At 53.8% G+C, this 12418-nt stretch carries 12 protein-coding genes; 9 read left to right on the top strand and 3 right to left on the bottom strand.

The genetic code is table 11. The features are described 5' to 3' along the window. Positions 1 to 10 precede the first annotated feature (10 nt). The 3 genes from J4772_RS23350 to J4772_RS23340 are packed head-to-tail and all read left to right on the top strand — an operon-like array spanning position 11 to position 3214. Positions 11 to 1195: a hypothetical protein gene (locus J4772_RS23350; protein ID WP_209071603.1), complete on the top strand. Its 1185-nt coding sequence runs from the start codon at positions 11 to 13 to the stop codon at positions 1193 to 1195. Between the two features lie 29 nt (positions 1196 to 1224). Beyond that, the gene (locus J4772_RS23345) at positions 1225 to 2232 is read left to right on the top strand and encodes an ABC transporter ATP-binding protein (protein ID WP_209071602.1); all 1008 of its coding nucleotides are present in this window, start codon (positions 1225 to 1227) and stop codon (positions 2230 to 2232) included. After that, on the top strand, positions 2210 to 3214 hold the full coding sequence (locus tag J4772_RS23340) for an ABC transporter ATP-binding protein (protein WP_305827738.1): 1005 nt from the start codon (positions 2210 to 2212) through the stop codon (positions 3212 to 3214). Before J4772_RS23345 ends, J4772_RS23340 begins: the two co-directional genes overlap by 23 nt. 353 nt (positions 3215 to 3567) lie before the next feature. Here J4772_RS23340 and J4772_RS23335 read toward each other — a convergent pair whose 3' ends face one another. After that, positions 3568 to 5013, bottom strand: a complete 1446-nt coding sequence (locus tag J4772_RS23335; protein ID WP_209071601.1) for a hypothetical protein — start codon at positions 5011 to 5013, stop codon at positions 3568 to 3570. A gap of 143 nt (positions 5014 to 5156) precedes the next feature. Between J4772_RS23335 and J4772_RS23330 the strand changes: the two genes are divergently transcribed. Continuing rightward, a complete protein-coding gene (locus tag J4772_RS23330) occupies positions 5157 to 5741 on the top strand; it encodes a cupin domain-containing protein (RefSeq protein ID WP_247740825.1) in 585 nt (194 codons plus the stop codon). Between the two features lie 106 nt (positions 5742 to 5847). Here J4772_RS23330 and J4772_RS23325 read toward each other — a convergent pair whose 3' ends face one another. Next, positions 5848 to 6840 (bottom strand): GNAT family N-acetyltransferase, encoded by a 993-nt coding sequence (locus J4772_RS23325; protein ID WP_209071600.1) that lies wholly within the window; start codon positions 6838 to 6840, stop codon positions 5848 to 5850. A 200-nt stretch (positions 6841 to 7040) separates the two neighbouring features. Here J4772_RS23325 and J4772_RS23320 point away from each other — a divergent pair, with 200 nt between their 5' ends. Genes J4772_RS23320 through J4772_RS23310 form a run of 3 tightly spaced genes read left to right on the top strand, consistent with a single transcriptional unit; the run spans position 7041 to position 8440 of the window. Beyond that, positions 7041 to 7532: a MerR family transcriptional regulator gene (locus J4772_RS23320; protein ID WP_209071599.1), complete on the top strand. Its 492-nt coding sequence runs from the start codon at positions 7041 to 7043 to the stop codon at positions 7530 to 7532. 12 nt (positions 7533 to 7544) lie between these two features. Then, complete coding sequence (locus J4772_RS23315; RefSeq protein ID WP_209071598.1) at positions 7545 to 7994, top strand: SRPBCC family protein; 450 nt, start codon at positions 7545 to 7547, stop codon at positions 7992 to 7994. After that, complete coding sequence (locus J4772_RS23310; RefSeq protein WP_209071597.1) at positions 7991 to 8440, top strand: SRPBCC family protein; 450 nt, start codon at positions 7991 to 7993, stop codon at positions 8438 to 8440. Before J4772_RS23315 ends, J4772_RS23310 begins: the two co-directional genes overlap by 4 nt. 208 nt (positions 8441 to 8648) lie before the next feature. Here the strand turns inward: J4772_RS23310 and J4772_RS23305 are convergent, their stop codons facing one another. Then, positions 8649 to 9425, bottom strand: coding sequence for a copper amine oxidase N-terminal domain-containing protein (locus J4772_RS23305; RefSeq protein WP_116064997.1), 777 nt, complete (start codon positions 9423 to 9425; stop codon positions 8649 to 8651). A gap of 367 nt (positions 9426 to 9792) precedes the next feature. Between J4772_RS23305 and J4772_RS23300 the strand changes: the two genes are divergently transcribed. Both J4772_RS23300 and J4772_RS23295 read left to right on the top strand, forming a co-directional pair. Then, positions 9793 to 11904, top strand: coding sequence for a chemotaxis protein CheA (locus J4772_RS23300; protein WP_247740824.1), 2112 nt, complete (start codon positions 9793 to 9795; stop codon positions 11902 to 11904). Between the two features lie 18 nt (positions 11905 to 11922). Then, positions 11923 to 12417: a chemotaxis protein CheW gene (locus tag J4772_RS23295; protein WP_116064999.1), complete on the top strand. Its 495-nt coding sequence runs from the start codon at positions 11923 to 11925 to the stop codon at positions 12415 to 12417. The last annotated feature ends 1 nt before the right edge of the window (position 12418 follow it).

Here is a 12418-nt window from a genome sequence, read left to right as displayed (position 1 = left end):
GGGTTTGTTAATGACGAGTATGGAGAAAACCGATCACCGTTTGGCCGTGGAGTATACCCGTATCGTGCTCGGCATGGATCAGCTTTACCGTTCCAAGCTGGTAAAAACCGGGGAAGCTCTGTTCGACAACGAAGGGCTGACGTACAGTTTATCCGATGAACATCCCATTACGTACAGCAACTGGTCCGACGTGAAGGAGGATTTGAACTATTTGCGCCTCCGCTATCTGGACATTGAGGATGAGGTGCGCCGTAACTATATGCAGCAGCAGATCGGCTCCGTGCTTTGTCTGGCCGACTGGTGTGCGGGAGTTCAACTGCCTTTTCGCGATAAAGTAAGAGGGCTGCTGTACGTCAACGAGAATCCGCTCAGCCAGGCGGAACGCGGCGAACTGCATCGTCGGCTCGACGTCGCGCTTGCGGGTAGAGGGTATAAGGGGTCGCTTCATGAGAAGGTTCAGGCATGGGAGGCCGAACGGCGCGTCCCGGTCGCGGAGCTGGAGACGGTGCTGAAGGAGCTGCTGGCCGTGGCGAAACAGCGGGTCGTCGATCGAATGTTTCCACAGATGGCCGATGTCGAGGTCGTTCCGGAGATCGTTCACGATTTCCCTTTTAACGCCTATTGCGACTATGTGAACGGCAAAATGTATTTGAACGGCGATATTCCTTTCACTTATGAAGGGCTGAAGCATTTGGTTACTCACGAGTGCTTTCCGGGTCATACGACTCATATGCGTTTCCGGGAGTTGGGCATGCAGTCCGGAGATATACCGATCGATGCCAGCATGGTCGTCGTCAATACCGCAAGCAGCTCGGTATTCGAGGGAATTGCCGACAACGGGATTTATTTCATCGATTGGCTGGAGACCGAGGACGATCATATTTATCAAATCTACCAGCAAATTCGCTCGACCTCGGGGATGAACGCCGCGCACATGCTGCATGCGGAGCGCAAACCCGAGCAAGAGGTGGCGCAATTTCTGGCCGAGTACGCGTTCGGCGAAGAGAACTGGATCGCTTCCCGGCTCCGTTTCTTTACCCATCCGCTGCGTTCGCCGTTTATTTATACGTATTGGCGCGGCAACGAAGCGGTTAAGCAAGTATACGAACGAGTGGCGCCGGAAGATCGGCAGCGGTTCTTCCAGTTTATTTATTCGAGGATGCTGTCTGCGGACACGGTAAAACAATTTGTGTAAGGGCACCGGCCCAAGAAGAGGGAGATGACATGGACGATCGATATTTGCTGGAGGTTAACGGCCTGACGACCACGTTCCAATCCCGCGATCATACCTTCAATGCGACCGACGGCATCTCCTTTGCGATCCGCAAGGGCGAGACGCTGGGCATCGTCGGCGAATCCGGCTGCGGCAAAAGCGTAACCTCCTTGTCTATCATGGGGCTGATCAAGCCGCCCGGGAAAATCACGAAGGGCGAAATCAAATTCAAAGGCAGAGACTTGCTCAAGGTGAGCAAGCGGGAGCTTCGCGTCTTACGCGGCAACGAAATCGCAATGATCTTTCAAGAGCCGATGACGTCGCTTAATCCGGTATATACGATCGGCAACCAGATCGGGGAAGCGCTGAAAATCCACAAGAAGGCTTCCGGCAAAGCGCTGAAAGCACGAGTAATCGAGCTCCTGCAGATGGTCGGCATTCCGCGGGCGGAGGAAATCGCCGGCGACTATCCGCATCAGTTGTCCGGAGGCATGCGACAGCGGGTCATGATCGCCATGGCGATGGCCTGCCAGCCGGAGCTGATGATCGCGGACGAGCCGACGACCGCTCTCGATGTGACGATTCAGGCGCAAATTCTTCAGCTGATGAAGGATTTGCAGAAGCAGAACAATATGTCGATGATGCTTATCACGCACGATCTGGCCGTCGTATCCGAAGTTTGCGACCATGTCATCGTCATGTACGCCGGCAAAATCGTCGAGCAGGGCCTGGTGCGGGATATTCTCGATTCGCCGCGCCATCCATATACGCAAGGGCTGCTCAATTCGCTGCCCAAGAGCGCGGGCAGCGAACGACGACTGAACTACATTCCCGGATATGTACCGCCTCCATCGCAGTGGGGCCAAGGCTGCCGCTTCGTCGATCGCTGTCCGCACGCGATGGACAAGTGCCGCGAGCAGCTGCCGCCGCTGTTCCCAATAGACGAAGCGGGCAGAGCTGCGGCTTGCTGGCTTGTAGAGAAAGGAGGACAAGCGCTTGTTGGATCATCTATTGGATAAAACCGACGAGGCTGATGACGCCATTCTGGAAGTCGACGGGTTGAAAAAATATTTTCCGATCAGGCGCGGCGTGTTCTCCAGGCCGAAGGGGCATGTGAAAGCGGTGGACGGCGTCAGCTTTAAGGTTCGTCGCGGCGAGACGCTGGGCATCGTCGGCGAGAGCGGCTGCGGCAAATCCACCGTGGCGCGGCTGATTATTCGCCTGTTGCAGGCGACGGAAGGCTCGGTCCGTCTGGACGGGCGCGACATTCATGCGCAGTCGCCCGCCGAACTGAGGGCGATGCGTCGCGACGTTCAGATGATTTTCCAGGACCCGTATTCGTCGCTTAACCCCAGATGGACGATCGGGCGCACGTTGGCCGAGCCGATGAAAATCTACGGAATCGGAAGCAAGCGCGAGCAAATCGAACGGGTCGCTTCATTGCTCGACAACGTCGGCTTGAATCCAAGCTACGCTTCTCGGTATCCGCATGAGTTCAGCGGCGGTCAAAGGCAGCGGATAGGCATCGCACGGGCGCTTGTCCTAAATCCGAAGGTGATTATCGCCGATGAGCCGGTGTCCGCGCTCGATATCTCCATCCAAGCGCAGGTGATCAACCTGATGCAGGACTTGCAGGAGCAGTACCGGCTGACGTATCTGTTCATCTCTCACGATCTATCGGTCGTCGAGCATATTTCCGATCGCGTCGCCGTGATGTACCTTGGACGTGTCGTCGAGCTCGCGAGCAAGGAGCAGCTGTTCCGTTCGCCGAGGCACCCGTATACGGGTGCGCTGATGTCGGCGGCACCGGAGGTGCGCGGCGCAGAGGGGGCGAAGAGGGAGCGCATCATTTTGCGCGGCGACGTGCCGAGTCCGGCGAATCCGCCGTCTGGGTGCACGTTCCATACGCGATGTCCAAGCTGCATGGACATCTGCAAAACTGTCGCTCCGGCGTTGAAGGAAGTCGAGCCGGGCCAACAGGTTTCATGCCATCTGTATTAAGCGCAGGCGTCTCGCAGAATATCCCGATAAATCGCCTCATTTTCCGCTTGGACGCGGCAATCGGGGCGATTTAACGTATAAGTGCCGCAATTTTGTGGGGCGCTGTGTCTGTTTTGTAGGATTGATCGTACAAAGATACGGCGTTGGAGAGGCCGGAGCGGCGGATTGTGTGATAAATCGTACAAGTTGGCCTCAAATAGACGATGAGAGCCGAACTTTGTACGAAATTCCATATAAAGTTGGCGAGCGGCGACTAACGGCCCTAACCGGGTCCTCAACTGTGCCGTAGCCCGCGCAGTCAAGCTGTCTAACGGGAGTCGGGATCGACAATCGCCAATACGAACATCATTTCGTCACCGTCTTGGGATAACGAACACGCTGCCGTACGTGCCTTTGAAAGACGGCTCTCCGAACGCCTCGACCCAGCCGTCGTACAGCTTCCAGGAGGAATCGCCGCGAACGATCACGTAGTCGGGCTTGTCATAGGAGACAATTTCCGGCAAGTAGACCGAGAAGCCGTGCATCGAGCGCTCGAATGCGGTCCAGCCTAACGTTCCTTTGGACTGTTCAGTAATAAAAGGGTCCTGTCTGCCGTCGGTCAAAATGTCGCCGCCCCGGAACATGACGTAGCCGGAAGTACCGTAGGTGGACAGCACTCTCGGCCGCTTGCCTTCGGGCTTGCGCTCCATAATGTAATTCATCTCTTCGACCGGGTAATTCTTCGCGTCAATCTGCGGCGTCCTGACGAATACGTAAGCGCTGTTGACGGCGAGTCCAACCGCCAAGCAGAGCAGAATGGCAGGCATGCGAAGCTGCGGACGCCACGAACGCAGCCATGGCGGAGCCGCATCCAGAGCGGCCGCGGCGAAATAAGGAATAAGCAGCCACATGAACAGATTTTGCTTAAAATTTGCGATGCCCAAGTAGAGGATGCCGGCAGCCAGAAAGAAACGGAAAGGCTTGCCGCGCAGCGCGAAGGGCAGCGTTAACACAAAAAACAGCAGCAACAGCATGATCGGCAAGCTGTCCAGCTTGTTGAACTGAAGCGGCTGCCATTCATTAATGAGCATATTAAAGTCGTTCTTCGTCACGGTCAGAATGAAGAACAGACTTTTGAGACCTCCCGGATTTAGCAGCCCGACTAACCAGACGCCCAGAAACGTCAACATCCGCGGTTTATTCAGCTGTTTATTCAGCAGCGACTCCAAAAGCGCCATACCTGTGAACACGGCGATGACTAGCCAGACGCCCGTATGAATATTTGCAATGAGCAGGGATAGGACGATCAAGGCGGCAGCAGGCTTCCAGCCGACACGCAGCTGAAATTCCCGCAAATAGACGACAAACCAGACGATCAGCCCGGCTGAGATCATCTGCGGCCTGATTTTGAAGTAGCCGTAATAAATCCAGCAGGCGATAAGCAGCACGAACAGGAGCAGCAATGGATGCTCCTCCTCCATGCCCAATTCCTTGCGCGATATACGGGCAAGACGAAGCAGCCCCGGTATAAGCAGCAGCAGACTAAGCGCGGTCAGCAAATAAGCGCCGGGCCAGCCGAACGCCTGATAGAACAACGCCACTAGAATCTGAAAGCCGAACTCATGCGGAATGTAGGGCAGCTTGTCCTCGTAGAACGTATGTATGGCGTGATAGAGCACCTGTTTGTGCTCAAGCATATAGCTTCCCAATTCGATATGCCAGAACGTGTCCGGATCGTTAAAAGCGTATTTGGGCAGCATGAGCAGCACGACGGCGATGACGACGATACCGTAGATAATCGGAAGTTTGGATGATTTCATATAAGTTATTAAAACATAGTTTGCGGATGAAAAGAAACTTTTCGATCGTCAGAACGACGGATATGGCCTGGAGCATCGCTGCCCGGCAAGCACCATAACGTTCCATAGGCATAAGATGGTTTATCAACCTTTGGAGGTTAGTGATGATGTACTATAGTTACCCGATAATGTATGTGGTCTATCCCGGAGGCTTCTCGGCCGCTTACGGTTCAAGGCAGCACGCGCTGGCCGGCTCGCCGCTAGGTTATCCATTGCTCAGACGCAATCAGGGCTACAGCTATGATTTCGAGAACGGATACGTTTCTGCGGATGAACGGAGAGCGAGGCTTCAGGATCAAGGGCCCAAACCGTTTGTGCTGGATATTGACGAAGCGACCGAGGATAATCAAACCTTCCGTACGGCAATCTGGACCGGGGAGCATTTGCAAGTGACCTTGATGAGCATCCCGGCCGGCAGCGATATCGGTCTGGAGGTTCATCCGAAGACGGATCAGTTTATTCGCGTGGAAGAGGGCCAAGGCTTGGTGCAAATGGGGAAGAGTCCCGAGCAGTTGGACTACACGGCGAACGTCGGTGACGGGTATGCGATCATGGTCCCGGCGGGAACGTGGCACAACGTAACGAATACGGGCGGCAAACCGCTTAAGGTGTACTCGATCTATGCGCCGCCGCAGCATCCGCGCGGCACGGTTCATCTTACCAAAGCGGATGCCATGGCATCTGAATAAGTCTAAAGAAGCGAAGCTAAAAAAGCATCGATCTCCCAAAGCCCGACGGCTGGAGGCGATCGATGTTTTTTAACTTCGCGGATATACGATGCGCGTACAGCCTCAATCAAAGCGTACGGATCATTTCGAAATTGCCCGGTTCCGGACGGAAGCCGAGCAAATCGCGATTGATTCGCAGCATCGGAGCGTTCATGGAATCGTTATTCGTCCGCAGATAGGCAACCCGGCTGGCCTGCGCCGTGCGTACGCCGAGCAGCTTCAAGGCCAATGCAATCCGGCGTCCCCGGTATTCCGGCAGCACGGCGGTGTACTGATGGTACATGGCTTGCGTTTGTTCATTGTACTGAAGAGCCACGACTCCGACGTAGCGATCTCCGTCCTTGGCGATGTGAATCCATTCCGGCCGTATGCCGGGCAGCTGAAGGTTCCATTTCTTCCATTCTTCGAACCAAGGATAATCGCCTACGAAGCCGGGAATGTCGGGATGAGTCGTTTTATACAACTCATGGAGCTTACGCTCGTTCTCTTCGCCGGGTTCCTCCGCCAACGTAACGAAACGAATGCCGCCGCGTTCTGCATCGGCGATCGACTCGCTCAAAGCTTCTTCAATTGTGTAGGCCTCCAAATCCAATACGGATTCAAAGGAATGCCGTCCTTTGACATAGCCTCGCCGCTGCGCGAACGCGATGGACGCTTCGTCCGATTCTCGCAAATAATCGACAAGGCGCGAGGCTTTAACTTCGCATGCCCAGTTCAGCATTTCAGCGTACAGGGCGCCGCCGATTCCGTTGCGCCGCGCGTCCGGGTGTACGACGACCGTATGACCCAGCGACCCGGGTTCGTTCCATGGCGCTCTCCAGACAATCGCGTAGCCGACAACCTGGCCGCGCTCGTTTTCCGCCACCCACTTGGGCCGATCCCAGCCCATCAGCTTGCCGTCCTCATTGTAATGGAGCTGTCCGGGAGGGATCTTTTCTTCGTCCGCCTGAAGCTCTTGGGCTGTGGTCGGCTCCGACCAGATCAGATTGAGCAGAGGCGCTACAGCCGGATAATCGTCCGGGTGACGCAATTTTCTGATTAAGAAATGAATAAACCCCAACCTCCCGTTCCTATTATTTCCTTATTATCGCATTACTTTCTGTTCATTTCGCGGTAGAGTTTGACTATAAACAAATACACTTGAATTTTAGCAGCTGGCGGTTGCGGCAATTTTGATTTTTACACTTGCACGTTACGTTACGTAAGGTTTTATAATGAAGCTACCGGTACTTCGCTAGCGCCCAAGAACGGAGTTGATTCATGACCAAGCTATGGAAAGTCGGCGACCTCGCCAAACTGACGGGACTTACGGTGCGAACTTTACGGTTTTACGATCAGATCGGTTTGTTTTCCCCGTCCGCTCAGACCGAATCCGGCCACAGGCTATATGGAGAATCGGACTTGTCGAGGCTGCATCAGATTTTGGCGCTGAAGGAGCTGGGGCTATCGCTGGAAGAAGTAAGATCGGTTTTGAATGGCGGACAAGTCAGTCCGCTGGCCATCTTGGAGCTGCAGATGGAACGTCTTCGGGAGCAAATCAGACACCATGAGAATCGTCTGGACCTGCTTAGACATGTTTCCAAGTCGGTACAGAGAGAGGAACGGCTGTCGGCCGAGGATTTTGCAAACTTGCTGCAGGCGATGAAAACGGAATTCGAGAAGCCGGTCTTCGAGCGGCGTTCAAGCTGGGAGCGGCATCTGGATCGATTGGGAGAGACGCTTGTCGAGGAAAATGAAAATCAAGAACCCTGAGGAGGAACTATCATGAACGAAAGATTCGTCAAACACGCCACCTTTGCCATCGAGAAAACATATGCCGCCGCGCCGGAGCGGGTATTCCGCGTCTGGGCGGATCCGCAGCTTAAAGCCAAATGGTTTTCGCCGGCAGACAGCTTCGACTTCAGGGTCGGCGGACGAGAGTATAGCCGCGGCGGGCCGCCGGAAGGGCCGGTTTTCACCTTTGACGCATGCTATCAAGAGCTTGTTCCCGATCAACGCATCGTCTATAGTTATACGCTGGATTCGGACGATACGCGTATTTCCGTCTCGATCACGACGGTCGAGTTCGTTCGAACGGAAGGCGGCACGAAGCTGATCTTCACTGAGCAGGGCGCTTATTTTGACGGGCACGATACGCCGGAAATCAGGGAGCATGGTACAAATCTGATGCTGGACGGGATTGTTCCGTTAATGGAAGGAGCCGATGAGGCGTGACGATCGGCGAAAATGAAAATGAATTGGTAGCCGAACGCGAGTACGGTTGTTCGCGGGAGCTCGTATTCCGGGCTTGGACAACTCCGGAATTGCTTGCTCGGTGGTGGGGGCCGGAGGGCTTCAACAACACATTCCATAAGTGCGATGTTCGTCCGGGCGGCGAATGGAAATTCACGATGCACGGGCTCGACGGTACAAATTATCCGAACGAATGCGTATTTGTCGAGATTGTGCAGCCGGAACGAGTCGTGCTGGATCATCTGTCCGGCCATGAATTTCGGATAACGGCCACTTTCGAGGAGAGCAATGGGAGAACCGTAGTTACCTTCCGTCAGCGCTTTAAGCTAAAGGAGGACTTCGAGCAGGCCAAGCCGTACTGCATCGATGCCAACGAACAAAATCTGGATCGGTTGGGAACGGTTCTATCGGAGCTGGCTCATAAGTAAAGAGAGTCTTACGAAATGATTATCGATGGGATATTCCGGGTATCTATCTCCTTCCGTTGCTATACGATCCTGAAACTTGAAGGGTAAACCCGTAAAGGGGTAGTTTCAGGACCGTATGAGGCAGTCTCCAGGAGATAGATACCCTTACTTTTCATCGATAATCTTCTTGTACGCCTTTACTTATGAGTCAGCCCCCCTCGTGTATTTCTTAAGGGGAGACAAGAAGATAATCCACGTTCTCCGCCATCCACTTGCCGTTGATATAGCGAATCGTAATGATGCGTTCAACGTTCATGCCTCCGGCATCGCGAGGACTTTCCAGCTGAGTGATGCTGCCGCGACCTGTTCCTTCATAGTAGTAGATGTAGGGCTTCGAAACAAATCGATGCTGCGTTAAGACACTTTTCCTCTGAACAATCTTGTTAATGAACTCATCCGTAAAATAAGGTTTGAACTTCGTGCGAATCTGCTTGTACTTGGACGGATTAGCCGAATCGTTCGCCGCTTGGACGAGCGCGTTAAGCCGCGTCTGAGTCAGCTCCGGATACTGTCGGGCATTAATGACGACCTTCCGGTCGCCGAGCGAAGCGGTGGCTTTTTGCGTTTCGTTGTTCCAGGTGACCGTTCCTCCCAGCGATTGAGCGACAAAGCGAAGCGGCACATAAGTGACTCCGCGTTCGATAATGGTGCGTGCGTCCAAGCGCACGCTTTTGCCGTTAACCGTCGCATAATCCGAATTAAGAGGCACATTAACCTCTATTTTCTCTCTTGTAATTTTTGCGGATAATGTCGGCTTGTCCCACTTCACTTTGGCTCCCAACCCTTCGGAGACGACGCGAAGAGGAATAAGGATGTGACCCCGCTCGTTTTTTCCGTACACTGGAGCTGTAATTGTCGGTGACTCCTGCGCGGAGACTTGTCCGGACAGAACCGGCAGCAGCATCAGGGATGCAGCGAGCAAAACAGGCGTTAATTTTTTGGACACGGATATTCCTCCTTAATTAAATAACTATGGTCATTTGGACGCCTCTTTCAGGGGCAAAGATGACGTCATGACTAATATATACCCAGCATTTGTATAAACGAAAACGGGGGTTCTCATTAAGTAGGGTCATAAGAGATTATCGATAGCTTGAACACCCGTCGCAGGCCGCATAATAGAGAGAAGCCGGTGCCCGCTCGGATGGTGTTTTGGCCCTGTTAACTTCGTCTAAAATCGCTCTATTATTTTGCCTGACAAAAAAAGGTGTTTGGCGATTTTTGTCGAAATTATGGCTAATGTAAGGCTTGGTTAACGTATTGCATAAACGGATGATGTTCAGATCAGCTATGAGATGGGGGGGGAAAGGCGCTTGGATCAAGGATTTTCCAACGATTCGATATTGGACATTTACATCTATGAAACGACGCAAAATATCGATCAGCTCGAAAAAACCGTTATGACGTTCGAAAAAGCTAACGGTCTTACCCTCGACACCGTGAATGAGATTTTCCGAATTATGCACACGATCAAAGGCTCGTCCGCCATGATGACGTACAACAATATTGCGTCGTTGGCCCATGCGATGGAGGATTTATTTTTTTACATCCGAGAGGAGAAACATGTCAACTTAGATCTCGTCCTGCTGTCCGACCTCATTTTAGAAGGTATCGATTTCATAAAACTGGAACTAGACAAAGTAAGAAGCGCGGGAAGCCTCGACGGCGACCCTGGCAGCCTGATCGAGACGTTCAGAAGATTCCTGTCCGTTATCAAGGCGCAAGGCGGAGGCTCATCGCCTCCCAGACCGAGGAAGGAAGCCGTCGCGGCGCAGCCGCGGTCGCTTCCCTCCGGGCCTGGCGCCGGAGCGGCCCGTTCGCGGCTGCAAGCTTATGAAGCCGTCATTCATTTTGACGACGGCTGCGAGATGGAGAACATCAGGGCGTACGCTATCGTCCATCATTTAAGCGAGATTGCCGAGGATTTCTCGTATTCTCCCGAAGATATCGTCGAGAACGGCGACAGCGTCCATATCATTCGAGAGAGGGGCTTTAAGGCGACGTTCAGAAGCGCAAGAACGCTGCGGGAGCTGCATGATATAATCGCGAGCACCGCGTTCGTGCGCAATCTGTCGCTTGTCGAGCTGGAGGACGAATCGTCTTCGAAGCCTTCTGAACAAACGGAGCTTGCGATAGCCGAGCTTGAGCTCGCGGCCGCGGCGGAGCCTCGCGTCAAGGCCGAACCCCCGGCCAAAGCCCAGTCGCCGACCCGGGAGCAGGCGGAGAATAAGAGCGCCCAGCAAAGCTTTATCAGCGTTGACGTAGACAAATTGGACAAGCTGATGGATTTGATGGGGGAAATGGTGATCGCCGAAGCGATGGTGACCCAGAACCCGGAGCTTAAGGCGCTGCAGCTGGGCGGCTTCGACAAAGCGGCTCGCCAGCTCAGGAAAATTACGAGCGAAATGCGCGATATGGTGATGTCCATTCGCATGGTTCCGCTGTCCGCCACCTTCCATAAGATGCATCGCATCGTCAGAGATATGGGGCGGAAGCTGGACAAGGAGCTGGAGCTGACGCTGATCGGGGAAGCAACCGAGGTGGACAAAAACATCATCGAGCATATTTCCGATCCGTTGATGCACCTCGTGCGCAATGCCGCCGATCACGGCATCGAGTCCTCCGAAGCGAGAGCGGCAAGCGGCAAGCCGCAGGCCGGTCGGATTACGCTGGAAGCGCAAAATGCCGGGAGCAACGTGCTTGTTACCGTTAAGGACGACGGCAAGGGATTGAGCAAAGACAAAATATTGGCCAAAGCGAAGAAGCAGGGCTTGTTGGTGAAGCCTGAGAATGAAATGACGGACAAGGAAATTTACAATCTGATTTTTCTTCCCGGCTTCTCCACCAACGAGAACGTAACGGAATTTTCCGGACGGGGGGTTGGCATGGACGTCGTCTCGAAAAATCTAGAGGCGGTCGGCGGCTCGGTGTCGATTGACAGCGAGGAGGGCGTCGGAACGGTCACGACGTTGAGAATCCCGCTTACGTTGGCGATTATCGACGGCATGAACATCCGGGTCGGAAGCGCCAAGTATACGATCCCTACGACCTCGATCCAGGAAACCTTCCAAGCGAAGCTGCGGGATATCGTCACGGATCCGGATTCGAACGAAATGATTTTGCTGCGCGGCAAAGTGTATCCGATTCTGCGCCTTCATGAGCTGTATTCGGTGCCGGCCGCCGTTGCCGATCTTACAGAGGGCATTATGCTCATGGTGGAGCAGGACGGCAAAAGCGTGTGCCTGTTCGCCGACGCGCTTCTGGGGCAGCAACAGGTCGTCGTCAAGGCGCTGCCCGGCTACATTGCCAACAACCGAAGAATCGAAGGGCTGGCCGGGTGTACGCTGCTCGGAGACGGCAGCATCAGTCTGATCCTCAATATCGGCGGATTACTGAACAAGAAGTCGCAGATTTCTTCCCAATGACTAGAGAGGAGTGTCCGAATGGCGCAGATCCAACAACAGGAACAAATGGAGCAAGAGGATACGCAACAAGGGAAGTTCCTTACTTTCGCGCTGGGGAACGAGACGTTCGGCATCGAAATTCGGTATGTCACCGAGATTATCGGCATTCAGCCGATTACCGAGGTGCCTGAGCTTCCGGAGTACATCAAAGGGATCATTAATCTCCGAGGCAAAATTATTCCCGTCATGGACGTGAGGCTCCGGTTCAAAAAGGAGTATAGAGCGTACAACGATCGCACTTGCGTCATTGTAGTGGATATCGACGACGACTGCATTGGACTTATCGTGGATAGCGTCGCGGAGGTGCTCGCGATTCCGGAAGCCGACATTATCGCCCCTCCGGAAATTCATAGAACGAGCAACAGGTACATCAAGGGCGTTGGCAAAGTCGGAAATGAAGTCAAGCTGATTTTGGACGGCAACAGATTGCTGAATGACGGAGATCTCGATCAACTGCACAGCTCCATTTTATAAT

This window comes from Cohnella sp. LGH, assembly GCF_017671885.1.
GTDB classification, from domain to species: Bacteria; Bacillota; Bacilli; order Paenibacillales; family Paenibacillaceae; genus Cohnella; species Cohnella phaseoli.
This window is presented reverse-complemented; position numbering and strand designations above follow the sequence as displayed.

Coding starts and splice junctions, on each gene's coding strand:
- J4772_RS23350 (WP_209071603.1), top strand. CDS start 11: ATGACGAGTATGGAGAAAACCGATCACCGTTTGGCCGTGGAGTATACC.
- J4772_RS23345 (WP_209071602.1), top strand. CDS start 1,225: ATGGACGATCGATATTTGCTGGAGGTTAACGGCCTGACGACCACGTTC.
- J4772_RS23330 (WP_247740825.1), top strand. CDS start 5,157: ATGATGTACTATAGTTACCCGATAATGTATGTGGTCTATCCCGGAGGC.
- J4772_RS23315 (WP_209071598.1), top strand. CDS start 7,545: ATGAACGAAAGATTCGTCAAACACGCCACCTTTGCCATCGAGAAAACA.
- J4772_RS23335 (WP_209071601.1), bottom strand. CDS start 5,013: ATGAAATCATCCAAACTTCCGATTATCTACGGTATCGTCGTCATCGCC.
- J4772_RS23295 (WP_116064999.1), top strand. CDS start 11,923: ATGGCGCAGATCCAACAACAGGAACAAATGGAGCAAGAGGATACGCAA.
- J4772_RS23320 (WP_209071599.1), top strand. CDS start 7,041: ATGACCAAGCTATGGAAAGTCGGCGACCTCGCCAAACTGACGGGACTT.